The organism is Pseudomonas sp. BIGb0164, from assembly GCF_024810135.1.
Lineage (GTDB): Bacteria > Pseudomonadota > Gammaproteobacteria > Pseudomonadales > Pseudomonadaceae > Aquipseudomonas.
This window is the reverse complement of record NZ_JANUEA010000005.1, coordinates 22,735-49,299: the sequence shown is the minus strand read 5'-3', so window position 1 is coordinate 49,299 and position 26,565 is coordinate 22,735. Positions and strand designations below refer to the sequence as shown.

At 61.9% G+C, this 26,565-nt stretch carries 27 protein-coding genes and 1 riboswitch; of the genes, 21 read left to right on the top strand and 6 right to left on the bottom strand.

Annotated elements, in window-relative coordinates:
• Positions 1 to 29 precede the first annotated feature (29 nt).
• From relA to M2394_RS14480, 3 genes are all read left to right on the top strand, one after another.
• On the top strand, positions 30 to 2,273 hold the full coding sequence (gene relA, locus M2394_RS14490; protein WP_176996244.1) for a GTP diphosphokinase: 2,244 nt from the start codon (positions 30 to 32) through the stop codon (positions 2,271 to 2,273).
• A 138-nt stretch (positions 2,274 to 2,411) separates the two neighbouring features.
• On the top strand, positions 2,412 to 3,245 hold the full coding sequence (gene mazG, locus M2394_RS14485; RefSeq protein WP_259172931.1) for a nucleoside triphosphate pyrophosphohydrolase: 834 nt from the start codon (positions 2,412 to 2,414) through the stop codon (positions 3,243 to 3,245).
• Between the two features lie 25 nt (positions 3,246 to 3,270).
• Positions 3,271 to 3,816 carry a DUF2058 domain-containing protein gene (locus M2394_RS14480; RefSeq protein ID WP_176996243.1) on the top strand — a complete coding sequence of 182 codons (546 nt, stop codon included), beginning with the start codon at positions 3,271 to 3,273 and terminating at the stop codon, positions 3,814 to 3,816.
• 167 nt (positions 3,817 to 3,983) lie between these two features.
• On the opposite strand, the gene M2394_RS14475 is transcribed toward M2394_RS14480, so the two are convergent.
• The 4 genes from M2394_RS14475 to purM form a co-directional block, all read right to left on the bottom strand.
• Positions 3,984 to 4,172 (bottom strand): hypothetical protein, encoded by a 189-nt coding sequence (locus tag M2394_RS14475; protein WP_178919837.1) that lies wholly within the window; start codon positions 4,170 to 4,172, stop codon positions 3,984 to 3,986.
• 312 nt (positions 4,173 to 4,484) lie between these two features.
• The gene (locus tag M2394_RS14470) at positions 4,485 to 5,198 is read right to left on the bottom strand and encodes a DUF3108 domain-containing protein (protein WP_178919836.1); all 714 of its coding nucleotides are present in this window, start codon (positions 5,196 to 5,198) and stop codon (positions 4,485 to 4,487) included.
• Between the two features lie 8 nt (positions 5,199 to 5,206).
• Positions 5,207 to 5,857, bottom strand: coding sequence for a phosphoribosylglycinamide formyltransferase (purN, locus tag M2394_RS14465; protein WP_178919835.1), 651 nt, complete (start codon positions 5,855 to 5,857; stop codon positions 5,207 to 5,209).
• A complete protein-coding gene (purM, locus tag M2394_RS14460) occupies positions 5,857 to 6,915 on the bottom strand; it encodes a phosphoribosylformylglycinamidine cyclo-ligase (protein WP_034099596.1) in 1,059 nt (352 codons plus the stop codon). The genes purN and purM overlap by 1 nt, the downstream gene beginning before the upstream one ends.
• Before the next feature lie 355 nt (positions 6,916 to 7,270).
• Here purM and M2394_RS14455 point away from each other — a divergent pair, with 355 nt between their 5' ends.
• The 5 genes from M2394_RS14455 (at position 7,271) to M2394_RS14435 (ending at position 11,863) form a co-directional block, all read left to right on the top strand.
• Positions 7,271 to 8,311, top strand: coding sequence for a DUF2066 domain-containing protein (locus tag M2394_RS14455; protein ID WP_178919834.1), 1,041 nt, complete (start codon positions 7,271 to 7,273; stop codon positions 8,309 to 8,311).
• A gap of 42 nt (positions 8,312 to 8,353) precedes the next feature.
• The gene (locus M2394_RS14450) at positions 8,354 to 9,427 is read left to right on the top strand and encodes an AI-2E family transporter (RefSeq protein ID WP_259172930.1); all 1,074 of its coding nucleotides are present in this window, start codon (positions 8,354 to 8,356) and stop codon (positions 9,425 to 9,427) included.
• Positions 9,428 to 9,630: 203 nt separating this feature from the next.
• The gene (gene hda / locus M2394_RS14445; protein ID WP_010208669.1) at positions 9,631 to 10,335 is read left to right on the top strand and encodes a DnaA regulatory inactivator Hda; all 705 of its coding nucleotides are present in this window, start codon (positions 9,631 to 9,633) and stop codon (positions 10,333 to 10,335) included.
• Positions 10,336 to 10,548: 213 nt separating this feature from the next.
• Entirely contained in the window at positions 10,549 to 11,178 is a 630-nt protein-coding gene (locus M2394_RS14440; RefSeq protein WP_178919833.1) for a C40 family peptidase, read from the top strand.
• A 145-nt stretch (positions 11,179 to 11,323) separates the two neighbouring features.
• On the top strand, positions 11,324 to 11,863 hold the full coding sequence (locus tag M2394_RS14435) for a C40 family peptidase (RefSeq protein ID WP_176996236.1): 540 nt from the start codon (positions 11,324 to 11,326) through the stop codon (positions 11,861 to 11,863).
• A gap of 42 nt (positions 11,864 to 11,905) precedes the next feature.
• Here the strand turns inward: M2394_RS14435 and M2394_RS14430 are convergent, their stop codons facing one another.
• On the bottom strand, positions 11,906 to 13,219 hold the full coding sequence (locus M2394_RS14430) for a sorbosone dehydrogenase family protein (protein ID WP_259172928.1): 1,314 nt from the start codon (positions 13,217 to 13,219) through the stop codon (positions 11,906 to 11,908).
• A gap of 99 nt (positions 13,220 to 13,318) precedes the next feature.
• Positions 13,319 to 13,577, top strand: a riboswitch (cobalamin riboswitch).
• A 78-nt stretch (positions 13,578 to 13,655) separates the two neighbouring features.
• Here M2394_RS14430 and cobO point away from each other — a divergent pair.
• The 13 genes from cobO (at position 13,656) to M2394_RS14365 (ending at position 25,100) form a co-directional block, all read left to right on the top strand.
• Complete coding sequence (gene cobO / locus M2394_RS14425; protein WP_025855821.1) at positions 13,656 to 14,267, top strand: cob(I)yrinic acid a,c-diamide adenosyltransferase; 612 nt, start codon at positions 13,656 to 13,658, stop codon at positions 14,265 to 14,267.
• Positions 14,264 to 15,655, top strand: coding sequence for a cobyrinate a,c-diamide synthase (locus M2394_RS14420; protein WP_259172927.1), 1,392 nt, complete (start codon positions 14,264 to 14,266; stop codon positions 15,653 to 15,655). Before cobO ends, M2394_RS14420 begins: the two co-directional genes overlap by 4 nt.
• Positions 15,652 to 16,302 carry a 5,6-dimethylbenzimidazole synthase gene (bluB, locus tag M2394_RS14415; RefSeq protein ID WP_259172926.1) on the top strand — a complete coding sequence of 217 codons (651 nt, stop codon included), beginning with the start codon at positions 15,652 to 15,654 and terminating at the stop codon, positions 16,300 to 16,302. The genes M2394_RS14420 and bluB overlap by 4 nt, the downstream gene beginning before the upstream one ends.
• A complete protein-coding gene (cbiB, locus tag M2394_RS14410; protein ID WP_176996231.1) occupies positions 16,299 to 17,207 on the top strand; it encodes an adenosylcobinamide-phosphate synthase CbiB in 909 nt (302 codons plus the stop codon). Before bluB ends, cbiB begins: the two co-directional genes overlap by 4 nt.
• A complete protein-coding gene (gene cobD / locus M2394_RS14405) occupies positions 17,200 to 18,189 on the top strand; it encodes a threonine-phosphate decarboxylase CobD (protein ID WP_259172925.1) in 990 nt (329 codons plus the stop codon). The genes cbiB and cobD overlap by 8 nt, the downstream gene beginning before the upstream one ends.
• Positions 18,186 to 19,637 carry a cobyric acid synthase gene (locus M2394_RS14400; RefSeq protein ID WP_259172924.1) on the top strand — a complete coding sequence of 484 codons (1,452 nt, stop codon included), beginning with the start codon at positions 18,186 to 18,188 and terminating at the stop codon, positions 19,635 to 19,637. Before cobD ends, M2394_RS14400 begins: the two co-directional genes overlap by 4 nt.
• Before the next feature lie 175 nt (positions 19,638 to 19,812).
• Positions 19,813 to 20,334, top strand: coding sequence for a bifunctional adenosylcobinamide kinase/adenosylcobinamide-phosphate guanylyltransferase (gene cobU, locus M2394_RS14395; RefSeq protein WP_259172923.1), 522 nt, complete (start codon positions 19,813 to 19,815; stop codon positions 20,332 to 20,334).
• The gene (cobT, locus tag M2394_RS14390) at positions 20,331 to 21,386 is read left to right on the top strand and encodes a nicotinate-nucleotide--dimethylbenzimidazole phosphoribosyltransferase (protein WP_259172922.1); all 1,056 of its coding nucleotides are present in this window, start codon (positions 20,331 to 20,333) and stop codon (positions 21,384 to 21,386) included. Before cobU ends, cobT begins: the two co-directional genes overlap by 4 nt.
• Positions 21,383 to 21,958 carry an alpha-ribazole phosphatase family protein gene (gene cobC / locus M2394_RS14385; RefSeq protein WP_259172921.1) on the top strand — a complete coding sequence of 192 codons (576 nt, stop codon included), beginning with the start codon at positions 21,383 to 21,385 and terminating at the stop codon, positions 21,956 to 21,958. The genes cobT and cobC overlap by 4 nt, the downstream gene beginning before the upstream one ends.
• Before the next feature lie 2 nt (positions 21,959 to 21,960).
• Positions 21,961 to 22,689, top strand: coding sequence for an adenosylcobinamide-GDP ribazoletransferase (locus M2394_RS14380; RefSeq protein ID WP_259172920.1), 729 nt, complete (start codon positions 21,961 to 21,963; stop codon positions 22,687 to 22,689).
• 42 nt (positions 22,690 to 22,731) lie between these two features.
• Positions 22,732 to 23,136 carry a MarR family winged helix-turn-helix transcriptional regulator gene (locus M2394_RS14375; protein WP_178919822.1) on the top strand — a complete coding sequence of 135 codons (405 nt, stop codon included), beginning with the start codon at positions 22,732 to 22,734 and terminating at the stop codon, positions 23,134 to 23,136.
• Positions 23,137 to 23,189: 53 nt separating this feature from the next.
• Positions 23,190 to 24,398 carry an MFS transporter gene (locus M2394_RS14370; protein ID WP_372339900.1) on the top strand — a complete coding sequence of 403 codons (1,209 nt, stop codon included), beginning with the start codon at positions 23,190 to 23,192 and terminating at the stop codon, positions 24,396 to 24,398.
• 150 nt (positions 24,399 to 24,548) lie between these two features.
• A complete protein-coding gene (locus M2394_RS14365; protein WP_259172919.1) occupies positions 24,549 to 25,100 on the top strand; it encodes a glutathione peroxidase in 552 nt (183 codons plus the stop codon).
• A gap of 65 nt (positions 25,101 to 25,165) precedes the next feature.
• Here the strand turns inward: M2394_RS14365 and M2394_RS14360 are convergent, their stop codons facing one another.
• On the bottom strand, positions 25,166 to 26,452 hold the full coding sequence (locus M2394_RS14360) for an OmpP1/FadL family transporter (protein ID WP_178919820.1): 1,287 nt from the start codon (positions 26,450 to 26,452) through the stop codon (positions 25,166 to 25,168).
• Between the last annotated feature and the right edge of the window lie 113 nt (positions 26,453 to 26,565).

Here is a 26,565-nt window from a genome sequence, read left to right as displayed (position 1 = left end):
GAAGGTGCGTCGTAGGGAAGGTAAGCAAGATGGTACAGGTGAGAGCACACCAGCCGATCAACACCGACGGCAGTATCAATCTCGAGGCATGGCTGGATCATGCCGTCAGTGTCGACCCGGCACTGGACCGTGAAGCCTTGAAGGCCGCTTGCGAGTTCGCTCGTGAGTCGGAGCAGCAAAACAATGCGGCCAAGAACCTGTGGGCCGAAGGCACTTCAAGCTTTCGCACCGGGTTGGAAATCGCCGAGATCCTCGCCGATCTCAAGTTGGACCAGGACTCGCTGATCGCCGCCGTGCTCTATCGCGGCGTGCGTGAAGGGCATATCGCGTTGCCGCTGGTCAGCCAGCGTTTCGGCGCCGTGGTCGCCAAGCTGATCGACGGCGTGCTGCGCATGGCGGCCATCAGCGCCAGCCTCAGCCCGCGCCAATCCATGGTGCTGGGCACCCAGGGTCAGGTCGAGAACCTGCGCAAGATGCTCGTGGCCATGGTCGATGATGTGCGTGTTGCACTGATCAAGCTGGCCGAGCGCACCTGCGCGATCCGCGCGGTGAAGACCGCCGACGACGAAAAACGCAATCGCGTTGCCCGCGAAGTCTTCGATATCTACGCGCCGCTGGCGCACCGCCTGGGCATCGGCCACATCAAGTGGGAGCTGGAGGACCTGTCCTTCCGCTACCTCGAGCCCGACCAATACAAACAGATCGCCACGCTGCTGCACGAGCGGCGCCTGGACCGTGAGCGCTTTATCACCGACGTGATGAACCAATTGCGCTCCGAGTTGCAGGCCACCGGCGTTGAAGCCGACATCAGCGGCCGTGCCAAACACATCTATTCCATCTGGCGCAAAATGCAGCGCAAGGGCCTGGCCTTCAGCCAGATCTACGACGTGCGTGCGGTGCGCGTGCTGGTGCCGGAAATGCGCGACTGCTACACCGCGCTGGGCATCGTCCACACCCTGTGGCGGCACATTCCCAAGGAATTCGACGACTACATCGCCAACCCCAAGGAGAACGGCTATCGCTCGCTGCACACGGCGGTGATCGGCCCCGAGGGCAAGGTGCTGGAAGTGCAGATCCGCACCCACGCCATGCACGAAGAGGCGGAGCTGGGGGTGTGCGCGCATTGGCGCTACAAGGGCACCGACGTCAAGGCCGGGTCCAACCAGTACGAAGAGAAAATCTCCTGGCTGCGCCAAGTACTGGAATGGCACGAAGAGCTGGGCGACATCGGCGGCCTGGCCGAACAGTTGCGCGTGGATATCGAGCCGGACCGGGTCTACATCTTCACCCCTGACGGCCATGCCATCGACTTGCCGAAGGGCGCCACGCCGCTGGACTTTGCCTACCGCGTGCACACCGAGATCGGCCACAACTGCCGGGGCGCCAAGATCAACGGGCGCATCGTGCCGCTCAACTACAGCCTGCAGACCGGTGAACAGGTCGAGATCATCACCAGCAAGCACGGCACGCCGAGCCGCGACTGGTTGAACCCGAACCTGGGCTACATCACCACGTCGCGGGCACGGGCGAAGATCGTCCACTGGTTCAAATTGCAGGCCCGCGACCAGAACGTCGCGGCCGGCAAGACCCTGCTCGAACGTGAATTGGCGCGTCTTGGCCTGCCGCAGGTGGACTTCGACAAGTTGGCCGAAAAGGCCAACATGAAGATCGCCGAAGACATGTTTGCCGCCCTTGGAGCCGGCGACCTGCGCCTGGCGCAACTGGTCAACCTGGCCCAGCAACTGGTCGAGCCGGAGCGCGGCAGCGAACAGCTGGAGCTGATCCCACGCAAGGCCACGGGCTACAAGCCGGGCAAGCGCGGCGACATCCAGATCCAGGGCGTGGGCAACCTGATGACGCAAATGGCCGGTTGCTGCCAGCCGTTGCCGGGCGACGCCATCGTCGGCTACATCACCCAGGGGCGTGGCGTGAGCATTCACCGCCAGGACTGCGCCTCGGTGCTGCAGCTGGGCGGGCGCGAGCCGGAGCGAATCATCCAGGTCAGCTGGGGGCCGGTGCCGGTGCTCACCTATCCGGTGGACATCGTTATTCGTGCCTACGACCGTTCCGGTTTGCTGCGTGACGTCTCGCAAGTGCTGCTTAACGAGCGGATCAACGTGCTGGCGGTCAACACCCGCTCGAACAAAGAGGACAACACCGCGTTGATGTCCCTGACCATCGAGATTCCGGGGCTGGACGCGTTGGGGCGGTTGCTGGGGCGCATTTCCCAGTTGCCGAACATCATCGAGACGCGACGTAACCGCACCCCTTGATTAGCTGGATGAGCGAGGTCTGAAATGTGGGAGCGGGCTTGCTCGCGAATGCGGTCTATCAGTCAAAAGTTTGTGGCTGACACATCGCATTCGCGAGCAAGCCCGCTCCCACATTTGATTTTCAGCGGATAGAGATCAATGTATTCACTAGATGACTTGCTGTACTTGATGAACCGCCTGCGCGACCCGCAATACGGTTGCCCGTGGGACATCAAGCAAACCTACGCCACTATCGTTCCACATACTCTGGAAGAAGCCTACGAGGTTGCCGATGCCATCGAGCGTGGTGACTTCGATCACCTGCAAGGCGAGCTGGGCGACCTGCTGTTCCAAGTGGTGTATTACAGCCAGCTGGCGCGGGAAGAGGGACGTTTCGAGTTCGCCGGGGTGATCGACAGCATCACCCGCAAGCTCATTCGCCGCCATCCCCACGTGTTCCCCACCGGTGATCTGTACGCGCCCTTGGATATCCCGCAGTTGAGCGAGGAGCAGGTCAAGGAACGCTGGGAGCAGATCAAGGCCGAGGAGCGTGCGGAAAAATCCGACGCGCCGGAGCAATTGTCTCTGCTTGATGATGTGCCCACCGCCTTGCCGTCATTGTCCCGTGCCGCCAAATTGCAGAAGCGCGCCAGCCAGGTCGGTTTTGACTGGCCATCCGCACTGCCGGTGGTGGACAACGTGCGCGAAGAGCTGGATGAAGTGCTCGAAGCCATGGCTGATAACGATTCTGTGGCCATCGCTGATGAGGTCGGCGACCTGCTGTTTGCCGCCGTCAATTTGGCCCGCCACCTCAAGGTCGACCCGGAAACCGCGCTGCGTGGCGCCAATGCCAAGTTCGAACGACGTTTCCGATTTATCGAACAGGCATTGCGCGATACGCACAAACCCATAGAAGATTGCACCCTCGAAGAGTTGGACGCCCTGTGGGGCGAAGCCAAACGTCAGGAAAAGAATGTGTCCAGCTGCGGTTGAGCAGTTGCCTAAGTGAGTAAGCACCATGAGCCTTTCCCTTCGCGACCAGTTGCTCAAAGCAGGTCTGGTCAACCAAAAGCAGGCCAAGCAGGTCGGCAAAGAGAAACAGAAGCAGCAACGCCTGGTCCATAAAGGCCAGATCGAAGCCGATGACACCCAGGCGCGCCTGGCCCAGGAAGCGCAGGCCGAGAAGGTCAAGCGCGACCAGGAGCTGAACCGCCAGCAGCAGGAAAAAGCCGAGGCCAAGGCCCGCACCGCGCAGGTCAAGCAACTGATCGAGACCTCGCGCCTGCCCAAGTTGACCACCGAGGACTACTACAACTTCGTGGACGACAAGAAGGTCAAGCGCCTGTCGGTCAACACCTTGATGCGAAACAAGCTGAGCAACGGCTCCCTGGCGATCGTGCATCACGGTGGCGGCTACGAGGTCATCCCGCGTGAAGCAGCGCTGAAGATCCAGGAGCGTGCACCGGAGCGTATCGTGCAGCTCAATGTCCTCACTGAAAGCCAGGTGCCCGATGAGGACGATCCATACGCCGCCTACCAGATCCCGGACGATCTGATGTGGTAAGCCCGTAAACACAACAAACCCCGCCGTTGGCGGGGTTTGTAGTGAGCGGGCTTGCCCCGCGCCGGCTGCCTAGCGCCCCCCTTCAATACAAAACCCGCTCAAAAGGCGGGTTTTGTGTTTTCAGGCATCAAGGCTGCGTGGGCCAGGGACCCGAACCGTGCGAATACTCAGGAGCTTTGCGCCTGGCGTTTCAGTTCGAGAGATTCGAGCTCGTTTTTATAATTGTGGGCTTCGTTCTCGTTGTGAAACATGCCGACCAGCTGATCTTGCTGATGTACATCCCAGATATGAATCCCGTGGGCTACTGCTTCGTGGGACATATGTTCGTCGTCGCGTTCAGTTACTTTTACAGTCATCTGCTTGCTCCAATCTCTGGTTGATCTGCGGCAAGTCGTCGCAGGCCTCTTTTATATGTTTTGTTAGCTTGCTAAGTAAACCGATTTTCTGCGCAACAATTCATTGCATAAAACGCAACTATCCTGCAGGCCGCGTAAACCGTGGGATTGCGTCGCAGGTCGTTGAGTTTTATGACAGAAGTTTCATGTTCGGGTCAGGCTTTTGGGGCTGTGTTGGCCATGCCGGCGATAGCGGTAGAAGCTTCAACGCAAAACCAACAGGCAAAAAAAAGCCCCGCATTCCGCGAGGCTCTTCTCTGGCTCACCCGCCCATCAGCTGCCTTTGACAGCCTTGCCGTCAACGGTACCGTCGAGCAGCATGATGTTGTATTCCTTGCCGTCGGTTTCAACCTGGCGCAGGGCAACCAGGATGCCGCCCCAGTCCTTGGCAAACCACATCTGGGTGATGCGCTTGCTCTGCGACGGGTCGCGTACACGCTCGACCTTGATCGCATCGATGGAGCCGGCCTTGGTCTGGACCTTTTCCGGGCCGATCACACGGAAGTCGTAGGTGTCGACGTCAGTGCCTTCGACCACGCGGTAGCTCATGCTTTTCTTGCCGGCGGCCACGTCACGTTGCAGGGCCAGCTGGTAGGTCGACTTGTCGAGCATGCCACTTTCGAGGGTGACGTTGACCGGGTCCTTGTTTTCGAAACCGGTGACCTTGTTGGTCGTGCGGTCGAAGTCCAGGTTGATCTTCTTCGCCTTGCCCAGGCCGCCGCGTTCGAAGGTGTAGCTCTTCGGTTGCAGGGCGTCCTTGTCGAACTGGATCACGCTGGTTTCGGTGAGGCTGGCAATCATCATGGAAGCCTTGAAGTTCAAGGTCCAGGAGCCATTGTCGTTCTTGGTCAGGCTGCGTTCAGCCGAACCACTCATGGGCAACTGTTTCCAGTCGGCGGTGTAGCTGGCGGAGAAAGGGTGAAGGTCTGCTGCTTGCACGGCAGGCAAGGCGAACAGCGCAAAAGCGAAGAGCAAGGCGCGACGCATAAAATCTCCTAGGTTCGAATCAAGTGGCCGCTGGCCGCGAGTAACTGACCGTCCAATAATGCACCCTGTTCACCAAGAATCAACCGCCCCTCGGCAAACCAGCGAACAGCCAGCGGGTAAATCCTGTGTTCCTGGGTGTGAACCCGTTGCGCAAGCGTCTGCGCCGAGTCTGCAGACTCTACCGGAACCACTGCCTGTACGACCAGAGGCCCGCCATCGAGTTCCTCGGTGACAAAGTGCACGCTGCAGCCATGCTCGCTGTCGCCGGCGTCGAGCGCGCGCTGGTGCGTGTGCATGCCTTTGTACTTGGGGAGCAGGGAAGGGTGGATGTTCAGCAGGCGCCCTTCATAGTGGCGCACGAAGTCAGCGCTGAGGATGCGCATGAAGCCGGCGAGTACCACGAGTTTGGGGTTGAAGGCGTCGATCAGTTCGACCAGGGCGGCATCGAAGGCTTCGCGGCCTTCGAAGGCCTTGTGATCCAGCGAGCGGGTTTCGATACCCGCGTCCCTGGCGCGTTGCAGGCCGTAGGCGTCGCTGCGGTTGGAGATCACCGCAGCGATGCGCACCGGGCTGTCGCCGGTGCGCGTGCTGTCGATCAGGGCCTGCAAGTTACTGCCGGTGCCGGAGAGCAGCACCACGACATCACAGGTCTGAGACATTAATGAGCCTTGAGGTTCTTCAGTTCAACCTGGGCTGCGCCTTCCGGGGCAGTGGCGATCTGACCGATGACCCAAGGCTGCTCGCCGGCTTCACGCAGCACGTTCAGCGCGGTTTCAACGTGCTCTTGTGCCACGCAGATCACCATGCCCACGCCGCAGTTCAGCACGCGGTGCATCTCGGTTTCGTTGACGTTGCCTTTCTCTTGCAGCCAGTCGAAGACCGCAGGGCGCTGCCAGCTGGCCACGTCGACAATGGCCTGGGCGCCTTTAGGCAGGACGCGCGGGATGTTGTCCAGCAGGCCGCCACCGGTGATGTGGGCCATGGCCTTGACGGCGCCGGTGTCCTTGATCAGCTTGAGCAGTGGCTTGACGTAGATGCGGGTCGGGGCCATCAGCAGGTCGGTCAGCGGCTTGCCGTCGAGCTGGGTGTTCTCGATGTCGGCGCCGGACACTTCGATGATCTTGCGGATCAGCGAGTAACCGTTGGAGTGCGGGCCGGAGGACGGCAGGGCCAGCAGGGCGTCGCCCGCGGCGACTTTGGAACCGTCGATGATTTCAGCTTTTTCTACAACGCCAACGCAGAAGCCGGCCAGGTCGTAGTCTTCGCCTTCGTACATGCCTGGCATTTCAGCGGTTTCGCCGCCTACCAGGGAGCAACCCGACAGTTCGCAGCCAGCGCCGATACCGGTGACCACTTGTGCTGCGGTGTCGACGTTCAGCTTGCCGGTGGCGTAGTAGTCCAGGAAGAACAGCGGCTCGGCGCCGCACACCACCAGGTCGTTGACGCACATGGCAACCAGGTCGATGCCGATGCTGTCGTGTTTGTTCAGGTTCAGTGCCAGGCGCAGCTTGGTGCCCACGCCGTCGGTGCCGGAGACCAGTACGGGCTGCTTGTAGCCGGCCGGGATTTCGCAGAGGGCGCCAAAACCGCCCAGGCCGCCCATGACTTCGGGGCGCGCAGTGCGCTTGGCGACGCTCTTGATGCGTTCGACCAATGCTTCACCGGCGTCGATGTCTACACCGGCGTCCTTGTAGCTCAGGGAGGGTTGCTTGCTCATGATCCAGGCCTTTAGGGGGGATTTCTGGGTAACGACCGAGCGGGCAGGCGCTTTTTGTAAAAGGCCCAGCCGTTGACGGTCTGCGAAGGCGCGCGATTTTATCAGGCTTGAGGGGCAGCGGCCATCCTCGGGCCGACGGGCAGGGCCATATCCGTGAAAAAAGCCGGTTAAAAATTGCTGACCGAGTCTGCCAAGGCGCGTATTAAGGTATAGCCTTGAACCCGCTATCGTTATGACAGTACGAAAACTTACCAAGACCCTGTGAATGTTTTACCAGTCGCTGTGGTCACAGCCTTGGCAAACCGAGTTCACACGGTCTGTTCCAGCCGCTAATTTTGTCGTTCGGGAATCTTTCATGCGTCTGTGCAAATTCTTCTTTGTAGGCTGCTTGTCGTTGGTCAGCCTGGCGAGTCATGCCGAAACCCTCAATGGTCTTTACCAAGTACTTGAACCGGTCAGCAGCCAGTCGCCCCAGGAGCGCGACCAGGCCACCCAGCGCGCCGTGCAGACCCTGGTAATCCGCCTGACCGGCGACGCCAAGGCTGCCGATGGCCCGGGCCTGGCAGCCGTCCGTAAGGATCCGCAACAAATCATCAGCCAGTACGGCTACGACGCCGGCCCTCCGGAAAGCCTGCAAGTGGATTTCGACCCGGTGAGCACCGACCGCGCCTTGCGTGAGGCGGGCCTGTCGATCTGGGGCAGCAATCGGCCGTCGATCCTCGGTTGGTGGCTGAACGATTCCACCGAAGGCAGCAGCCTGGTCGGTGATGGCCAGGCAGTTGCCCAGGCATTGCGCCGAGCCGCACAGCACCGTGGCTTGCCACTGCGCCTGCCGTTGGGTGACCTGGACGAGCAGGTGGTCGCCACCGCGCCGAACCTGGAAAGCGCTGACGCCACGCCCCTGCGCGCCGCGTCCGAGCGTTACGGCGCCGATGCGTTGCTGGCGGTGCATGCGCGCCAGGAAGGCAATCAATGGCAAGCCAAGTGGCGCTTGTGGCTGGGTGACAAGAGCGAGCAGGGCACCGCCCAAGGCGCTGATACTGGCGCCGTCGCCGATGCGGTGATGCTGGCGGTCAGCCAGAAGCTCGCGCCACGCTTCGCGGTCAAGCCGGGCGTGAGTACGGAACAATTGCTGGAAGTGCAGGGCATGACCCTTGAGCGTTATGCCGCATTGGGCCATCTGCTTGAGCCGTTTGGTGGGCAGCCCCTGTTGGTCGATGGCAATCGCATCGTGTATCGCGTCAATGGCAGTGCCGATCAGTTGCGTACTCAGTTGAGTCTGGCCAAGTTGCAGGAGGTGCCAGCGGGTGAGGCACCTGCACAGCAGCCGGCAGTGGACGGCACTCAACCGGCCCCTGCTCCCGAGCCTCAGGCGCAACTGCGTTTTCGTTGGTAAATGTTCTTCCTTATATAGAAGCAGCTAGAGATGGAGTGGTTTATGGCGGATACGCGTCGTTGGGTGTGGCTTGGCGGGATTGTCCTGCTGTGCGGTTTTGTGTTTTTGCTGCATTCGATCCTGACGCCATTCCTGGTTGCGTTGCTGCTGGCTTATCTGTTCGATCCTGTGGTGGATCGCCTGGAAAAAGTCGGCCTGTCGCGCACCTGGGGCGTGGTGGCGGTGTTCGCCTTGTTCACCTTGATCATCACGGCGTTGGTGCTGGTGCTGGTGCCGATGTTGGCCAAGCAGCTGTTTCGTCTCTATGAGCTGGCGCCGCAGATGCTCGACTGGCTGCAGCACACGGCCATGCCGTGGGTCCAGGCCAAGCTGGGACTGTCGGATGGGTTCTGGAAGTTCGACAAGGTCAAGGCGGCCATCAGTGAGCACATGGGCCAGACCACCGATATCGTTGGCGTGGTGCTCAGCCAGGCCACGGCGTCCAGCCTGGCGTTGATTGGCTGGCTGACCAACCTGGTGCTGATCCCGGTGGTGGCGTTCTACCTGCTGCGTGACTGGGACATCATGATGGCCAAGATCCGCAGCCTGCTGCCGCGCAATCGTGAGGAGCGCATCGTCTCCCTCGCCGAAGAGTGTCATGAGGTGCTGGGGGCGTTTGTACGTGGCCAGTTACTGGTGATGCTGGCGCTGGGGATCATTTACGCAGCGGGCCTGATGGCGATCGGCCTGGAATTGGGCCTGTTGATCGGCCTAATCGCCGGCTTGGCCGCTATCGTGCCTTATATGGGGTTTGTGATCGGTATCGGCGCGGCGCTGGTGGCGGGGTTGTTCCAGTTTGGTGGCGACCTGTATCCGATGCTGGGTATCGTTGCGGTGTTCATGGTGGGTCAGGCGTTGGAGGGGATGGTGCTGACGCCGCTGCTGGTGGGGGATCGGATCGGCCTGCACCCGGTGGCCGTGATCTTCGCGATCCTGGCGGGCGGTGAGCTGTTCGGCTTTACCGGCATCCTGCTGGCGCTGCCGGTGGCGGCGGTGATCATGGTGCTGGTGCGCCATGTGCATGATCTGTACAAGGATTCGGATGTGTACACGGGGGTGGAAGACCCCGACCTGTAACCCCTTCGTCACAAACCCGGCCCAGGCCGGGTTTGTGGTTTATGGCACCGGGGTGTCAAACAATTTGCGCAAATCGCCCAAGTTAACGCAAACCTTTGATTTTGCTTGTGGTCTGCTGCATTGTGCGCCCGGCGTCACGGGTATAAACTTTGCAAACTTTACACAGAGGCCACTAACGGTTCGTTTGGAGCCGTTCAGTCAGCATGAAACCGATTCAGCTGCCCTTGGGTGTGCGTCTGCGTGACGACGCCACCTTCATCAACTACTACCCAGGCGCCAATGCCGCTGCACTCGGCTATGTCGAGCGGCTTTGCGAAGCCGACGCCGGGTGGACTGAAAGCCTGATCTATCTGTGGGGCAAACACGGCGTGGGGCGTACCCACCTGCTGCAGGCCGCGTGCCTGCGTTTCGAGCAGATGGGCGAGCCGGCGGTTTACCTGCCCCTGGCGGAGTTGATGGATCGCGGGATCGGTATCTTCGACCATCTCGAACAATACGAGCTGGTGTGCCTGGACGATCTGCAAGCGATCGCCGGCAAGGCCGAGTGGGAAGAGGCGTTGTTTCACCTGTTCAACCGCCTGCGTGACAGTGGGCGACGCCTGTTGATCGCGGCATCCACCTCGCCACGCGAGTTGCCGATCAAGCTGGCCGACCTCAAGTCGCGCATGACCCTGGCGTTGATCTTCCAGATGCGCCCGTTGTCCGACGAAGACAAACTGCGCGCCTTGCAGCTGCGCGCTTCCCGTCGCGGCCTGCACCTCACTGACGAAGTGGGGCACTTTATCCTCACGCGCGGCACTCGAAGCATGAGTGCGTTGTTCGACTTGCTCGAACAACTCGACCAGGCCTCCTTGCAGGCCCAGCGCAAGCTCACCATTCCCTTCCTCAAGGAAACCCTCGGCTGGTAGCCAACCCTTGTGTTTCGGGGCTTCTGGCAAATTACAGGCGCCAGAAAACCTGCGTTTGGGCCGGTTTGGCCACGCAAAAGGCACGTATAGGGTGTTAAGGGCTTAGATGTCATAGTCCAAACAAGAAGTCACATAGATCACGATTGAATTTGCAAATCGATCTGATAGCGGGCATAGTCTCGACTTCTTTACATATCAGCCACGGTCGTGCCCATGCTAAATCGCTTCGCACCCCTCGTGCCCCTCGCACTCGTTACCCTGTTGTTTGGTTGCGCCTCCCACCCTCAGCAAGTGGCAGAGCAGCAGAAAACCCAACAGCAGTCCCAGGCAAAATTCGTTGCATCGCAGTCTTCCACTGTCTATGAGGAAGAAGTTGCAACCGAGAAGGAACTGGCCGACTTCGCCGGCAACAAGCCTTATCAGCTTCCAGTTCTGGCCGACAGCATTCTTGAACGCGGCATGTCCCTGATCGGTACCCGTTACCGTTTTGGCGGTACCTCTGAAGCCGGTTTCGACTGCAGCGGTTTCATCGGCTACCTGTTTCGCGAAGAAGCGGGCATGAACCTGCCACGCTCCACCCGCGAAATGATCAACGTGGATGCACCGTTGGTCGCGCGCAACAACCTCAAGCCGGGTGATCTGCTTTTCTTCAGTACGGCGGGTCGTGGTCGCGTAAGCCATGCCGGTATCTACTTGGGCGACAACCAGTTTATCCACTCCAGCAGCCGTCGCAGTGGCGGTGTTCGAGTCGACAACCTGGGTGACAGCTACTGGAGCAAAACCTTCATCGAAGCCAAGCGCGCACTCGCCATGGCCCCGACGACGGTTACCGCTAGCAAGTAAACTTAAAGTGATACTTGAAGTTTGACGTGTAAGCGCTAGAATCCCTGGATATTGTTGTAATCCGTTCGCGCGAGCTTTGCTTGCGCGTTCTGGTTTTCAGCGTTCGGCAGCGAAAAGCCGCATCCAGACCAGGATTGTTCTGCCCATGTCGACCTCAGCCCGCCTCATTCTTCTCGTTTGCGCCGCGCTCCTCAGCGCCTGCGCAAGCCGTCCACCGCCCCCTGCGTTCGTGGCGGCCAAGCCCAAGCCCGTGTTCAACTATTCCAGTCAGAGCTTCTCGCCTGCTGCCGAAGACGTGCTCTTCCGTGCGCTGGGCCTGGTTGGCACGCCTTACCGCTGGGGCGGCAACACACCGGACTCCGGTTTCGACTGCAGTGGCTTGATCGGCTTTGTCTACCGTGACGCGGCAGGCATCTCGTTGCCGCGCACCACCCGCGAGCTGATCGTGATGCGTGCCCAGGACGTCAGCGAAGAGAACCTGCAGACCGGCGACTTGCTGTTCTTCGCCACCGGTGGCGGTTCACAGGTCAGCCATGCCGGGATCTACGTGGGGGAAGGGCGTTTCGTACACGCGCCGCAAACCGGCGGTACGGTCAAGCTGGACACCCTGTCCAAGGCGTATTGGCAGAATGCTTACCTGAGCGCCAAGCGCGTGTTGCCAGCAAACCTGGCTCGCAACCCATAACACCCGTAGGAGCCGGCAAGCCGGCTCCTACGGGTTTTGTATTTATTTGGCTGGCGACACCCGCCACACCTTGTTCCCCACATCATCGGCCACCAGCAAATCCCCCTGCTGATCAACCACCACACCCACCGGCCGCCCCATGGCCTTCTCGTCTTTATCAAGAAACCCCGTCAGCACGTCCACCGGTTGCCCTTTGGGCTGGCCACCCTCGAACGGCACAAAGATCACCTTGTAGCCACTGTGGGGCTTGCGGTTCCACGATCCATGCTGGCCGATAAATGCCCCGTTGCTGAACTGCGCCGGCAGTTTGTTGCCCTCTGCGAAGGTCAGTCCCAACGACGCCGTATGCGGGCCCACGGCATAGTCCGGTGCAATGGCCTTGGCCACCAGGTCCAGGTTCTGCGGCGAAACGCGCACATCCACGTGCTGGCCGTAATAACTGAAAGGCCAGCCGTAGAAGCCGCCATCCTTGACCGACGTGATGTAGTCCGGCACCAAGTCGCTGCCGATCTCGTCACGCTCATTTACCGCCGTCCACAACTTGCCCGTCTGCGGCTCCCAAGCCATGCCATTCGGGTTGCGCAGGCCGGAGGCGAAGATGCGGTGCTGACCCGAGGCGCGATCCACTTCCCAGATCGCCGCCCGACCTTCTTCCGCTTCCAGGCCGTTTTCGCCGACGTTGCTGTTGGAGCCGACGCTCACATACAGCTTGCTGCCGTCTTTGCTCGCTACTACGTTCTTGGTCCAGTGGTGGTTGATGCTGCCGCCTGGCAGGTCGACCACTTTGGTGCCGGCTTCCTTGATCGTGGTTTCGCCCGGTTGATAGGGGAAGCGCAGCAGTTTGTCCGAGTCCGCCACGTACAAATCGTTGCCGACCAGGGTCATGCCGAACGGTGAGTTCAGGTTCTCCAGGAACACTGTGCGCGTCTCGGCAACGCCGTCGTGGTCGGCATCGCGCAGCAGTGTGATGCGGTTCGGGCTCGGCACACCGGCGCCGGCACGGCCCATGACCTTCTCCATGACCCAGCCGCGAATCCCCTTGGCATCATCCGGTTTGGGCGGCGCATTGGTTTCGGCCACCAACACATCGCCGTTGGGCAGCACATACAGCCAGCGCGGGTGGTCCAGCCCTTCGGCGAACGCGGCCACCTGGGTGCCTGCGGCGGCCGTTGGTTTTGCGCCATCAGGCCAGCCGATCGCCGGGGCGATGTTGACGGTGGGGATCAGTGTCTTGTTCGGTTCGGGCAACTTGGGCGAAGGACCGGTGCCGTCCGACACCTGCAAACTTGAGCTTTCACCGCAGGCGGCGAGGGTGCCTGCGAGCATGATCAGTAAGGCGAGTCTGGTTTTATGCATGGTGTTCTCCTGAATACCTGTAAGGGTAGAGGAGTACGGCGGTCCGATGGTTCAAGTGCGAGGCCGGCTTTAATTGACGCTCCACCCCCAACCCACTAACCTTCGCGGCTTGTTCCAGGTGCTCTGTGGCGTATGCGTCGACAGGGTGAAACAGGGAAGCCGGTGAGTGAGCGCACTTGTACACAGTGCTGCCGCGATTCCGGCGCTGCCCCCGCAACGGTAAATGAGTCAAGACGCTGCCTTTTGCCACTGTATCGCGCGCGATATGGGAAGGCGCAACGTCGGCCTGCTCGCTCTTTTCACAAGGGCAGGGCGCCACTCATGAGCCCGGAGACCGGCCCGGAGCATCCAACAGCATCACGGTGGGCGATGCTTGGCTGTCTGTATTTTCTTTTTCCTGCCCGCCGTTTTTGTCCAGCCCCAACGGAGAGCTGCCATGACCGATTCCCCCGACCGCGACGAACGCCACCTGGCGCGCATGCTGCGCAAAAAAGCCGTGATCGACGAGCGCATCGCCAACTCCCCCAATGAATGCGGTTTGTTGCTGGTATTGACCGGCAACGGCAAAGGCAAGAGCAGCTCCGCATTCGGCATGCTGGCCCGGGCCATGGGCCACGGCATGCAGTGCGGTGTGGTGCAGTTCATCAAGGGGCGTAACAGCACCGGTGAAGAGTTGTTCTTCCGCCGCTTCCCCGAGCAAGTGCGTTTCCACGTCATGGGCGAAGGCTTCACCTGGGAAACCCAGGACCGCCAGCGCGACATCGCCGCCGCCGAAGCCGCCTGGGCGGTGTCCCGCGAACTGCTGCAAGACCCGGCCATCGGCCTGGTGGTGCTGGATGAGCTGAATATCGCCCTCAAGCACGGCTACCTCGACCTGGACCAAGTGCTCAGCGACCTGCAAGCCCGCCCGCCGATGCAACACGTGGTGGTCACTGGCCGTGGGGCCAAACCCGAACTGATCGAAATGGGCGACACCGTCACCGAAATGGGCATGCTCAAGCACGCGTTCCAGGCCGGTATCAAGGCACAGAAGGGCGTCGAACTTTGAATCAGCCCCGTCATTGCCCGGCCGTCTTGATCGCCGCACCGGCGTCCGGCCAGGGCAAAACCACCGTCACCGCCGCGCTGGCGCGTTTGCACCGCAACCTGGGGCGCAAGGTGCGTGTGTTCAAGTGCGGCCCGGACTTCCTCGACCCGATGATCCACGAGCGTGCCAGCGGTGCGCCGGTGTACCAGCTGGACATGTGGATGGTGGGCGAGCAGGAAAGTCGCCGCCTGTTGTGGGAGGCGGCCGGTGAGGCCGACCTGATCCTTATCGAAGGCGTGATGGGCCTGTTCGACGGCACCCCCTCCAGTGCCGACCTGGCGCGACACTTCGGTGTGCCGGTGTTGGGCGTGATCGACGGCACCGCCATGGCCCAGACCTTCGGTGCCCTGGCCCTGGGCCTGGCGCGTTATCAGCCGGACCTGCCGTTTGCCGGCGTGCTGGCCAACCGCGTCGGCACCTTGCGCCACGCGCAGTTGTTGGAAGGCAGCCTCACTGAAGGCTTGCGCTGGTACGGCGCGTTGTCTCGCGAAACCGGGATCGAACTGCCCAGCCGACACCTGGGGCTGGTGCAAGCCAGCGAATTGAATGACCTCGATGTGCGCCTGGATGCCGCCGCTCAAGCACTGGGCAGCAGCTGCGAAGTCGCCTTACCGCCTCCGGTCACCTTTGCCGCGCCCGAAGTGATCGTGGCCGAGCCGTTGCTCGAAGGCGTGCGTATTGCTGTGGCCCGCGACGAAGCCTTCGCCTTTACCTACGGCGCCAGTCTCGACCTGCTACGCGCGATGGGTGCCCAGTTGCACTTCTTCTCGCCGATCCATGACCACCAATTGCCTGATGCCGACAGCCTCTACCTGCCGGGTGGCTATCCGGAGTTGCACCACCAGGCACTGTCGCAAAACACGCCGATGCTCGAAGCCATCCGCGCTCACCATGCCGCCGGCAAACCCTTGCTCGCTGAATGCGGCGGCATGCTGTACCTGCTCGACTCGCTGACCGATGTCGATGGCGTCCGCGCCGAACTGGTGGGCCTGCTGCAAGGCGATGCCGTGATGCAAAAGAAACTGGCGGCCTTGGCGCTGCAAAATGTCGAGCTGCCCGAAGGCACGCTGCGCGGCCATACCTATCACCACTCCCTCACGACCACCGAGTGGCAGCCGATTGCCCGTGGCCTTAGCCCCAACGGTGGGCGTGGTGCCGAGGCGGTCTACCGGCAAGGCCGCATGACCGCGTCCTACGTACATTTCTATTTTCCATCCAATCCCGTGGCAGTGGCCGCCTTGTTTGCGCCAGACCGGGAGGCCGCCATCGCAGGCAAGCCAGCTCCCACAATGTACCGAGTTGAAACCCCATCCAATGTGGGAGCGGGCTTGCCCGCGAAGAGGCCATGACTGACAACGCCTTCCCCGAAGCCGACCGCCAGGCCATCTATCGCGCCATCGCCGAACGCCGCGACATGCGCCACTTCAGCGGCGGCACCGTTGCCCCTGAGTTGCTGCACCGTTTACTCCAGGCTGCCCATCAGGCCCCCAGCGTCGGCCTGATGCAACCCTGGCGCTTTATCCGTATCAGCAACCGCCAACTGCGTGAGCAGATTCAACAACTGGTGGAAGAAGAGCGCGTACGCACCGCCGAGGCATTGGGCGAACGCTCCGATGAGTTCATGAAGCTCAAGGTCGAAGGCATTCACGACTGCGCCGAAGTATTGGTCGCGGCGTTGATGGATGACCGCGAGCGCCATATCTTCGGCCGTCGCACCTTGCCGGAAATGGACATGGCTTCGCTGTCCTGTGCCATCCAGAACCTGTGGCTGGCGGCCCGCGCCGAAGGCTTGGGCATGGGCTGGGTCTCGCTGTTCGAGCCCCAGGCCCTGGCCGATCTGCTGGGCTTGCCGCCTGGCGCAAAACCCCTGGCGGTGCTGTGCCTGGGGCCGGTGGCCGAGTTCTATCCGGCACCGATGTTGCAGCTCGAAGGCTGGACCGAGCCTCGGCCGCTGAGTGACATGTTGTATGAGAATGCGTGGGGAGTGAGTCAATGAGTGTGGCCTTGCTGTGTGTCGCTGCGGTGGCGCTGGATGCGCTATTGGGCGAGCCCAGGCGCTGGCATCCGCTGGTGGCGTTCGGCAATTTCGCCGGGCGCATCGAGCAACGTTTCAACACCGGTGGGCGCGGTTGGCGCAGCCATGGCGTGACCGCGTGGTTTATCGCGGTGGTGCCGCTGACCCTGCTGGCCACGGCGCTGTCGTGGGCGCCGTATATCGGTTGGGTACTGGAAATTCTCGCGTTGTACTGCGCCCTAGGCATGCGCAGCCTCGGCGAGCATGTGATTCCGGTGGCGCAGGCCTTGCGCAGCGATGACCTGGACGAAGCGCGCAAACGCGTCAGCTACCTGGTGAGCCGCCAGACCAGCGAATTGGACAGCACCGAAGTCGCCCGCGCCGCCACCGAATCGGTGCTGGAGAACGGCAGCGACGCGGTGTTTGCCGCGCTGTTCTGGTTTGTAGTCGCCGGCGTGCCGGGCGTGGTGCTCTACCGCTTGAGCAACACCCTCGACGCCATGTGGGGCTATCGCAACGAACGCTTCGAGCGTTTCGGTTGGGCTGCGGCCAAGATCGACGACGTGCTCAACTACATTCCCGCACGCCTGGTGGCGTTGACCTACGCCGTGCTCGGCAAGACTCGCCTGGCGCTCAAATGCTGGCGCACCCAGGGCCCCACCTGGGATAGCCCCAACGCCGGCCCGGTGATGGCGGCGGGTGCCGGCGCCTTGGGTGTGGAGTTGGGCGGCGCTGCGATCTATCACGGTGAAGTGCACCATCGCCCGCAATTGGGCGAAGGCCCGGCGGCGGATGCCGATTCCATCGACCGGGGCTGGCAACTGGTGCAGCGCGGCGTATGGTTGTGGCTGCTGATCCTGTGCGCGGGGGCGCAATTCTATGCTTGAACACGGTGGCCGGCTGCGCAAGGCAGCGATTCAGTACGGGATTGCCGAGGCCGATTGGCTCGACCTGTCGAGTGGCCTCGCGCCCTGGCCGTGGCCGATCCCGGAGATCCCGTTGCGCGCCTGGGCCCGCTTGCCCGAAACCGATGACGGCCTGGAGCAGGCCGCCAGCGAATACTACGGCGCTGCGCACCTGTTGCCGGTGCCCGGTTCCCAGGCGGCCATCCAGTTGCTGCCACGCCTGCGTCGTGCCGGCAAAGTCGGCGTGTTGTCGCCGTGCTATGCCGAACACGCCGAAGCCTGGCGTCGCGCCGGCTATGTGGTGCGCGAGGTGCAGGAGCAGGAAGTCGACTTCTTTCTTGATGGCCTCGACGTACTGGTGGTGGTCAACCCCAACAATCCCACCGGCCTGAGCCTGACCCCACGACGCCTGCTCGACTGGCACTCACGCCTGGCCCAGCGCGGCGGTTGGCTGGTGGTGGACGAAGCCTTCATGGACGTCACCCCTCAATTGAGCCTGGCGGGCCAGGCCCACCAGGTTGGCCTGATCGTGTTGCGCTCGTTTGGCAAGTTCTTCGGCCTGGCCGGGGTGCGGTTGGGGTTTGTGCTGGCTGAACGCAAGCTGCTCAAGTTGCTGGCTGAACAGGTCGGCCCCTGGGCAGTCAGCGGGCCGACGCGCGTGTTGGGTCAGGTGTGCCTGCGCGACACTGCCGGTCAGGCGCGCCAACGCACACGTTGCATCGAGGCGGGCCAGCGTCTGTTTGCCTTGCTGGAACGCCACGGCTTCCAGCCCCAGGGCGGCTGTGCGTTGTTTCAATGGCTGATCACGCCCCACGCTGAACGCATGCACGAATTTATGGCCCAGCGCGGGATCCTGCTGCGGCTGTTTGTCCATGACAGCAGCCTGCGCTTCGGCTTGCCCGACACCGAGGCCGACTGGTTGCGCCTCGATGAGGCCCTGGCCGCCTACAAGGAAGCTTCATGAGTACATTGATGGTGCAAGGCACCACATCCGATGCCGGCAAAAGCACCCTGGTGACCGCCCTGTGCCGCTGGCTGGTCCGCCAAGGGGTGGCGGTCGCGCCGTTCAAACCGCAGAACATGGCGCTCAACAGTGCCGTGACCGCCGAGGGCGGTGAAATCGGCCGCGCCCAGGCCGTGCAGGCCCAGGCCGCCAACCTGGCACCCCACACCGACATGAACCCGGTGTTGCTCAAGCCCAACAGCGACACCGGCTCCCAGGTCATCATCCATGGCCGCGCGGTCACCAGCATGAACGCGGTCGCCTATCACGACTACAAAGCCATCGCGATGCAGGCGGTGCTGGCCTCGCACGCGCGGTTGAGCCAAGCCTACCCGGTGGTGATGGTGGAAGGCGCCGGCTCCCCGGCAGAGATCAACCTGCGTGCCAATGACATCGCCAACATGGGCTTCGCCGAAGCCGTGGATTGCCCGGTGCTGCTCATCGCCGACATCAATCGCGGCGGCGTGTTTGCCCATTTGGTCGGCACGTTGGAGTTGTTGTCGCCCACCGAGCAAGCGCGGGTCAAGGGCTTCATCATCAACCGTTTTCGTGGCGATATCGCCTTGTTGCAGCCGGGCCTGGATTGGCTCGAGGCCCGCACCGGCAAACCGGTGGTGGGCGTGTTGCCCTATGTGATGGACTTGCACCTGGAAGCCGAAGACGGTATCGACAAGCGCCAGATCGACAAGGCCGCACAGGTGCTCAAGGTGGTGGTGCCGGTGTTGCCGCGTATCAGTAACCACACGGATTTCGACCCGCTGCGCCTGCATCCCCAGGTGGACTTGCAGTTTGTCGGCCCGGGTCAGCCGATTCCGGCTGCCGACCTGATTATCCTGCCGGGCTCCAAAAGCGTGCGCGCCGACTTGGCGTACCTGCGTGCCAATGGCTGGGACAACGCCGTGGCGCGGCATTTGCGCTACGGCGGCAAAGTGCTGGGCATCTGCGGCGGTTTGCAGATGCTCGGCGAGCAGGTGCACGACCCGCTGGGGCTGGAAGGGCCTGCCGGTTCCAGCGAAGGGCTGGGGCTGCTGGCGTTCAGCACGACCCTCGAAGCAGAAAAGCAGCTGCGCAACGTTCGTGGCCGTTTGCTGCTCGAAGACGCCGAAGTCAGCGGCTATGAGATTCACGCCGGCGTCACGACGGGCGATGCCCTGTTGCACGCCGCCGTGCAACTGGACGATGGCCGCAGCGACGGCGCCAGGAGCGCGGACGGGCAAATTCTCGGCACTTACCTGCACGGGCTGTTTGAAACGCCCGCGGCGTGCAGCGCCTTGCTGCGCTGGGCCGGGCTGGTGGATGTGCAGGAGGTGGATTACCACGCGCTGCGCGAACGTGATATCGAGCGCCTGGCGGACCTGGTGGAAAACCATCTGAATACCGAGTTGCTGCGCACGCTATGTGGGATTTGACGGTGCGCACACGACCCAAATGTGGGAGCGGCGGTGCGACGATTCGACTTGCTCGCGAATGCAGTCTCTCAGTTACAGATGCTTTGACTGAACCAGCGCGTTCGCGAGCAAGCCCGCTCCCACATAGGAATGGGGCAGTTTCGAAAATCCAATCGGCGAAACAAGGCCTAACTCCATGCACCAACTGATTTTGGGCGGCGCCCGCTCCGGCAAAAGCCGTCTGGCCGAAAAACTCGCCAGCGACAGTGGCCTGCCGGTCACCTATATCGCCACCAGCCAGCCGCTGGATGGCGAGATGAATGAACGTGTCGCCCTGCATCGCCAGCGCCGCCCCGATCACTGGGGCCTGATCGAAGAACCGCTTGAACTGGCGCGCGTACTGCGCGACCACGCGGCCGCTGGGCAGTGCCTGCTGGTGGATTGCCTGACCCTGTGGCTGACCAACCTGCTGATGCTCGAAGACGCCGGGCGCCTGGCGGTCGAACGCGATCACCTGCTGGACACCCTGGCTGCGCTGCCGGGGGAAATCATTTTTGTCAGCAACGAGACCGGTCTGGGTGTCGTGCCGCTGGGCGAATTGACTCGCCGCTATGTGGATGAAGCCGGTTGGCTGCATCAAGCCTTGGCCGAGCGGTGTCAGCGCGTTGTCCTGACGGTCGCCGGCCTGCCCCTGACTTTGAAAGGTACTGCGTTATGACTGACTCCTGGTGGCTCAACCCCTGCAAAACCCTCGACGCCTCGGCGCACGCCCAAGCGCTGGCGCGCCAGCAGCAATTGACCAAACCCGCCGGTTCCCTCGGCCAGCTGGAAGCCTTGGCGGTGCAATTGGCCGGCTTGCAGGGCACGGTCAAGCCGTCGGTGGATTCACTGTGGATCGCGATCTTTGCCGGTGACCATGGGGTGGTGGCGGAGGGTGTGTCGGCTTTCCCGCAGGAGGTCACCGGGCAGATGCTGCACAACTTTGTCAGCGGCGGTGCGGCCATCAGCGTATTGGCGCGGCAACTGGATGCGCAGTTGGAAGTGGTCGACCTGGGCACCGTGACGCCTTCGCTGAACCTGCCGGGTGTGCGCCACCTGAACATCGGTGCGGGCACTGCCAATTTCGTCAACGGCCCGGCAATGTCCGAGGCTCAGGGACGGCTCGCCCTGCAAGCCGGCCGCGACAGCGCACACCGTGCGCTGGAAAGCGGTGCCCAGCTGTTTATCGGCGGTGAGATGGGGATCGGCAACACCACGGCGGCAAGCGCGCTGGCGTGTGCGTTGCTGGCGTGCCAGGTCAGCGACCTGACAGGCCCAGGCACCGGCTTGAACGCCCAGGGTGTGAGCCACAAGGTGGCGGTGATCGAGCGTGCATTGGCCCTGCATGCGGGGCAGCGCGGCGATGCGTTGCAGACCCTCTTCAACCTGGGTGGTTTTGAAATCGCCGCGTTGGTTGGCGCTTACCTGGCCTGTGCCCAGGAAGGCATCGTGGTACTGGTGGACGGGTTTATCTGCAGCGTGGCGGCGCTGGTCGCGACTCGCCTGAACCCCGCATGTCGCGAGTGGCTGGTGTTTGGCCATCGGGGGGCCGAACCGGGCCATCGTCATGTGCTGCAAAGCCTTGAGGCGCAGCCGTTGCTGGAATTGGGCCTGCGTCTGGGCGAGGGCAGCGGCGCGGCGCTGGCGGTGCCGTTGTTGCGCCTGGCGTGTGCGTTGCACGGGCAGATGGCGACCTTCGCCGAAGCCGCCGTGGCAGACCGCCCGGCATGATCTTGCACCTGGACCTGCTGCGTCACGGCGAAACCGAACTGGGCGGCGGCCTGCGCGGCAGCCTGGACGATGCGTTGACGGCGACCGGTTGGACGCAGATGCGTGCCGCCGTGTTGCAGCAAGGGCCGTGGGACCGTTTGGTCAGTTCGCCGCTGCAACGCTGTGCGCGTTTCGCCGAGGAATTGGGTGAACGCCTGAACCTGCCGGTGAGCTTGGAGCCGGACCTGCAAGAGCTGCATTTCGGCGCCTGGGAAGGGCAGAGTGCTGCGGCGCTGATGGACACCGATGCTGAAGGGCTTGGGCTGTTCTGGGCCGATCCTTATGGCTTCACGCCGCCTGATGGGGAACCGGTGAATGACTTTTCCCGCCGGGTCCTGGGCGCCGTCGCACGCTTACATCAGGCCTATGCCGGGCAGCGGGTGTTGTTGATCAGCCACGGCGGGGTGATGCGTTTACTCCTGGCGCAAGCGCGGGGTTTGCCTCGTGAACAGTTGCTGAATGTCGAAGTCGGCCATGGCGGATTGTTTCGCCTGCAGGTCGCGGCAGGCGGCCAGCTCAAGGAAGTGGAGTAGACATGCTGCCGTTCTGGATCGCCTTGCAATTTCTCAGCAGCCTGCCGATTCGTCTGCCGGGCATGCCGCAGCCTCAGGAAATGGGGCGTTCACTGCTGTTTTATCCGGTGGTCGGCTTGCTGTTCGGCGTGCTGCTGTGGGGGCTGAATGCGGCGCTGATGGGCGCGCCACTGTTGTTGCACGCCGCGTTGTTGCTGACCGCCTGGGTCCTGCTCAGCGGCGGCCTGCACCTGGACGGTCTGGCCGATAGCGCCGACGCCTGGCTCGGCGGCTTTGGTGACAGCGAGCGCACGCTCACCATCATGAAAGACCCGCGCAGTGGCCCGATTGCCGTGGTTACCCTGGGGTTGGTGTTGCTGCTCAAGTTCACTGCGTTGGTGGCGTTGATCGAGCAGCATAACGGCGCGGCGTTGATCCTGGCTCCGCTGATCGGGCGTGCATCGCTGTTGGCGTTGTTCCTCACCACGCGTTACGTGCGGGCCGGCGGATTGGGTCAGGCGCTGTCGGATCATTTACCCAGGCTGGTCGGTCAGCAGGTGCTGATTCTCAGCGGCCTGGCGTGCATCCTGATCGGTGGTTTCAGCGGCGGGATTGCCGTGCTGCTCGCTGCCCTCTGCTTCGTGGGGCTGCGCCAATTGATGGTCAATCGCCTCGGTGGCACCACCGGCGACACAGCCGGCGCGCTGCTGGAGCTACTGGAAGTGGCGGTGCTGGTCGGCTTGGCCCTGTAACACTTTCTTGCATTTCCTTAATCCCGGGTATATACACGCTCCATGCTTGCCTCCCAATGTTTATGCACAAACCTGCGTCGCGCCGCCCGTGGCGTCAGCAGGTATTACGACGGCGCTCTCGACGGCTTCGGGATCAACGTTGCCCAGTATTCTTTGCTGTGTAACTTGCAGCGTCTCGACCAGCCGAGTATTTCCAGCCTGGCCGAAGCCATGGGCCTGGACCGCAGCACCCTGGGTCGAAACCTGCGGGTGCTGGAAGGTGAGGGCCTGGTGCAGCTGGTTGAAGGCGATGATTTGCGCAACCGCCTGGTGCTGTTGACGGACGCCGGCATCGAACGGCTGGCGGCGGCATTGCCGGCGTGGGAAGCGGCGCAGCAGAAATTGATCGATCAACTGGGCGCGGAAAAACGCGAAACCCTGTTGGCCTTGCTGGACGAACTCGCTTGAAGGCGGGTTTGTTCGAACACAAGCGGGTATATACCCGCGGCGGAGAATAAGAAATGACCTCGATGTGGCGCACCAGTGGCTGGGTTCTTTTGGGGAGTGCGCTGATCCTGGCGTTGTCCTTGGGCGTGCGGCACGGCTTCGGCCTGTTCCTGGCACCGATGAGCAGCGAATTTGGCTGGGGTCGCGAAACCTTTGCTTTCGCCATCGCCTTGCAGAACCTGATCTGGGGCCTGGCGCAGCCGTTCACCGGTGCCCTGGCCGATCGATTCGGTGCGACCAAGGCGGTGTTTGTCGGGGGCGTGCTGTACGCCGCAGGCCTGGTGTTGATGGGCATGTCCGACTCGGCGTGGTCGTTGTCTTTGAGTGCTGGTTTGTTGATCGGTATCGGCCTTTCCGGCACATCGTTCTCGGTCATTCTGGGCGTGGTGGGGCGTGCCGTGCCACCGGAGAAGCGCAGCATGGCCATGGGCATTGCAAGCGCGGCCGGTTCTTTCGGCCAGTTCGCCATGGTGCCGGGCACTCTCGGTTTGATCGGCTGGTTGGGCTGGTCGGCGGCGCTGTTGGCGCTGGGCATGATGGTCGCGCTGATCCTGCCGTTGGTGGCCATGCTCAAGGACCGGCCGCTGCCCGTGGTGGTCGGTCAGCAGACGATGCGCGAAGCCTTGAAAGAGGCCTGCTCCCATTCCGGGTTCTGGCTGCTGGCCTTCGGCTTTTTCGTGTGTGGTTTCCAGGTGGTGTTCATCGGCGTGCACCTGCCGGCTTACCTGGTGGACCAGCACCTGCCGGCGACCGTCGGCACCACAGTGTTGGCGTTGATCGGCCTGTTCAACGTGTTTGGCACCTACACCGCGGGTTGGCTGGGCGGGCGCATGTCCAAGCCGCGCTTGCTGACCGCGTTGTACCTGCTGCGCGCGGTGGTGATCGTGTTGTTCCTGTGGGCGCCGGTGACCGAAGTCACGGCCTACCTGTTTGGCATGGCCATGGGCTTCTTGTGGCTGTCCACCGTGCCGCTGACCAACGGCACGGTTGCGACGTTGTTTGGTGTGCGAAACCTCTCGATGCTCGGTGGGATCGTGTTCCTGTTCCACCAGTTGGGTTCGTTTCTCGGCGGCTGGTTGGGCGGGGTGGTCTATGATCGAACCGGCAACTACGATTTGATCTGGCAGGTGGCGATCCTGCTGAGCCTGCTCGCTGCCGCGTTGAACTGGCCAGTGCGTGAGCGGCCAGTGGCGCGCTTGCAAACCCAACTGGAGGCGGCATGAGTGTAGCGTTGCGGTTCCTGCTGCCAGTGGCGGCCGTGCTGTTGCTGCTCCTCGCTTGGTGGGGTTGGCAGCACGGCGGGCTGGCGTTGATGCAACTGGGTATGTCGATCTGTTAAGTTCATTGCCTGAACTCTTGCAAGGACACTCCACATGCTGAAGCGTTGGCTCGCTGTACCCGTCCTGATGGCTGCGTTTGGCGGCGTGGCCATGGCCGCCGATTGCCCGCCGTTGCTGGAAGGCCAACTGCCCAAGTTGCGCGCCAAGGAATCCATCGACCTGTGCCAGCGCTTCGCCGGCAAGCCGCTGGTGATCGTCAATACCGCCAGCTTCTGTGGTTTTGCGCCGCAGTTCAAAGGCCTCGAAGCCCTGTACCAACGCTACAAGGGCCAGGGGTTGGAAGTGATTGGCGTGCCGTCCGATGACTTCAAGCAGGAAGCCAAGACCGGCGAAGAGACGGCCAAGGTGTGTTACGTGAACTACGGCGTGACCTTTACCATGACGGAGCCGCAGAGGGTCAAGGGGCCGGATGCGGTGCATCTGTTCAAGGTGCTGGCGCAACAGACCAGTGCGCCGAAGTGGAATTTCTACAAGTACGTGGTGGATCGCCAGGGCAAGGTAATCGCCAATTTCTCCAGCTTGACCAAGCCGGACAGTCCGGACCTGATACAGGCGGTGGAGCAGGCGTTGGCTTCAAAACCCTGATCATCGACCACTAAAAAGCCCCGCCTCCTTTGCAGGAGAGCGGGGCTTTTTTACACCGGTCTGAATCAGAAGGTGTAGGTCATGCCCAGGCCGAAACCGTTGGCACTGTTTTCGTATTTGGCGCGGTAGCTGGCGGTCGACGGAGCAGCAGCAGTCTGATTGACCTTGACGTCTTCTTCCTTCAGGTAGGAGTAGGCGAGGTCGATGGTCATGTTATCCATGACTTTGTAGCCCAGGCCCACGCTGAAGATTGTACGGTCACCGGTAGGAATGCGCGGCGAACGATCAGTGTTGTTGGTAGGCGATTGGTCGAAAGTCAGACCCGTACGCAGCACCACCTGTTTGGTCAACTGGTACGAAGTACCCACGGCGTAGGCCCAGGTGTCGTGCCAGTCCTGTTTCTCGGTGATCGCCGTCAGCTGGCTTGGTGCCAGGCCACCGCCTGCAGCAGCGGTCACACCTTCGTTATTGACGGTGATTTCCTTCAGGCGGCTCCAGCGTGTCCAAGTGGCACCACCGTACAGTTTCCAGGCGTCGGTCAGGTCTTGAGTGACCGACAGATCGTAGGATTCAGGCGTTTCGATTTTCAGCGAAGCGTCGTAACGGTTGTTGCGCAGGAACGGCTGTGTAGCGGCCGGACCGCTGACGGTGGTGTGACCGTCCAGCTTGTAGTTGACCTTCGAGTGGTAGGTCAAGCCCACGCGTGTGGTATCGGTTGCTTGAACCAGCACGCCGACGTTGAAGCCCAGGGCTGTATCGTCACCCTTGATTTTGACATTGGTGTCGCTGAAGGCCGGGTTGAGGGTCTTGTCCGACTCCAGCACGCCGGAAATCCGGTTGATGGTTGGGCCAAAGCCGATGGAAACCCGGTCGTTGAATGCATAGCTGACAGTCGGCTGGAAGGTGATGACCTTCACTTCGCTCTTGCTGCCGAAGCCACGGCCCTGGAAGCCGCTTTCATAGTCGGTCACCAGGCCGAACGGTGCGTAGACACCGAAGCCGATGGCCCACTGATCATTGAGTTTGTTGGTGTAGAAGCCAAATGGCACCGCGGTGAACGGAACCATGTCACCTTTGTTGGAACCGCGAGAGTTGCCGCCGGTGTCGCTGATGTCAGTCGAGGCATCGATGGCTGCAACACCGCCCGTGATCTGCTGGCCATTCAGGCGAGCCATACCGGCAGGGTTACCGTAAACAGTGCTTGCATCATCGGCAGAAGAAGAGCGACCTGCGAAACCCGTACCCATCCCGCTGACGCTCTGTTCGTTCAGTGCGAAACCGCTTGCGAACAGGTGGGAGGATGCCATGGCAACGGCGAGGCTAAGTGTGGTCTTGAGCATTACTTTTTTCATTATTAGAACTCCGTGGTGATCACCGCTGCGGAAAGTAACAATAAATTTAAGTTCGCGCTATAGGCTGTAATGCAGGAGATAGAGCGGTTTTGTAGGACAATCCGACCAAAATC

Excerpts from the sequence above, each read along its gene's own strand:
- hda (WP_010208669.1), top strand. The coding sequence starts at position 9,631 with ATGAAACCGATTCAGCTGCCCTTGGGTGTGCGTCTGCGTGACGACGCC.
- cobU (WP_259172923.1), top strand. The coding sequence starts at position 19,813 with ATGCACCAACTGATTTTGGGCGGCGCCCGCTCCGGCAAAAGCCGTCTG.
- M2394_RS14370 (WP_372339900.1), top strand. The coding sequence starts at position 23,190 with ATGACCTCGATGTGGCGCACCAGTGGCTGGGTTCTTTTGGGGAGTGCG.
- M2394_RS14400 (WP_259172924.1), top strand. The coding sequence starts at position 18,186 with ATGAGTACATTGATGGTGCAAGGCACCACATCCGATGCCGGCAAAAGC.
- M2394_RS14455 (WP_178919834.1), top strand. The coding sequence starts at position 7,271 with ATGCGTCTGTGCAAATTCTTCTTTGTAGGCTGCTTGTCGTTGGTCAGC.
- M2394_RS14380 (WP_259172920.1), top strand. The coding sequence starts at position 21,961 with ATGCTGCCGTTCTGGATCGCCTTGCAATTTCTCAGCAGCCTGCCGATT.
- M2394_RS14450 (WP_259172930.1), top strand. The coding sequence starts at position 8,354 with ATGGCGGATACGCGTCGTTGGGTGTGGCTTGGCGGGATTGTCCTGCTG.
- relA (WP_176996244.1), top strand. The coding sequence starts at position 30 with ATGGTACAGGTGAGAGCACACCAGCCGATCAACACCGACGGCAGTATC.
- cobD (WP_259172925.1), top strand. The coding sequence starts at position 17,200 with ATGCTTGAACACGGTGGCCGGCTGCGCAAGGCAGCGATTCAGTACGGG.
- M2394_RS14470 (WP_178919836.1), bottom strand. The coding sequence starts at position 5,198 with ATGCGTCGCGCCTTGCTCTTCGCTTTTGCGCTGTTCGCCTTGCCTGCC.
- M2394_RS14440 (WP_178919833.1), top strand. The coding sequence starts at position 10,549 with ATGCTAAATCGCTTCGCACCCCTCGTGCCCCTCGCACTCGTTACCCTG.
- M2394_RS14360 (WP_178919820.1), bottom strand. The coding sequence starts at position 26,452 with ATGAAAAAAGTAATGCTCAAGACCACACTTAGCCTCGCCGTTGCCATG.
- bluB (WP_259172926.1), top strand. The coding sequence starts at position 15,652 with ATGACTGACAACGCCTTCCCCGAAGCCGACCGCCAGGCCATCTATCGC.
- M2394_RS14365 (WP_259172919.1), top strand. The coding sequence starts at position 24,549 with ATGCTGAAGCGTTGGCTCGCTGTACCCGTCCTGATGGCTGCGTTTGGC.
- purN (WP_178919835.1), bottom strand. The coding sequence starts at position 5,857 with ATGTCTCAGACCTGTGATGTCGTGGTGCTGCTCTCCGGCACCGGCAGT.
- cobO (WP_025855821.1), top strand. The coding sequence starts at position 13,656 with ATGACCGATTCCCCCGACCGCGACGAACGCCACCTGGCGCGCATGCTG.
- purM (WP_034099596.1), bottom strand. The coding sequence starts at position 6,915 with ATGAGCAAGCAACCCTCCCTGAGCTACAAGGACGCCGGTGTAGACATC.
- mazG (WP_259172931.1), top strand. The coding sequence starts at position 2,412 with ATGTATTCACTAGATGACTTGCTGTACTTGATGAACCGCCTGCGCGAC.
- M2394_RS14375 (WP_178919822.1), top strand. The coding sequence starts at position 22,732 with ATGCTTGCCTCCCAATGTTTATGCACAAACCTGCGTCGCGCCGCCCGT.
- M2394_RS14430 (WP_259172928.1), bottom strand. The coding sequence starts at position 13,219 with ATGCATAAAACCAGACTCGCCTTACTGATCATGCTCGCAGGCACCCTC.
- M2394_RS14480 (WP_176996243.1), top strand. The coding sequence starts at position 3,271 with ATGAGCCTTTCCCTTCGCGACCAGTTGCTCAAAGCAGGTCTGGTCAAC.
- cobT (WP_259172922.1), top strand. The coding sequence starts at position 20,331 with ATGACTGACTCCTGGTGGCTCAACCCCTGCAAAACCCTCGACGCCTCG.
- M2394_RS14435 (WP_176996236.1), top strand. The coding sequence starts at position 11,324 with ATGTCGACCTCAGCCCGCCTCATTCTTCTCGTTTGCGCCGCGCTCCTC.
- M2394_RS14475 (WP_178919837.1), bottom strand. The coding sequence starts at position 4,172 with ATGACTGTAAAAGTAACTGAACGCGACGACGAACATATGTCCCACGAA.
- cbiB (WP_176996231.1), top strand. The coding sequence starts at position 16,299 with ATGAGTGTGGCCTTGCTGTGTGTCGCTGCGGTGGCGCTGGATGCGCTA.
- cobC (WP_259172921.1), top strand. The coding sequence starts at position 21,383 with ATGATCTTGCACCTGGACCTGCTGCGTCACGGCGAAACCGAACTGGGC.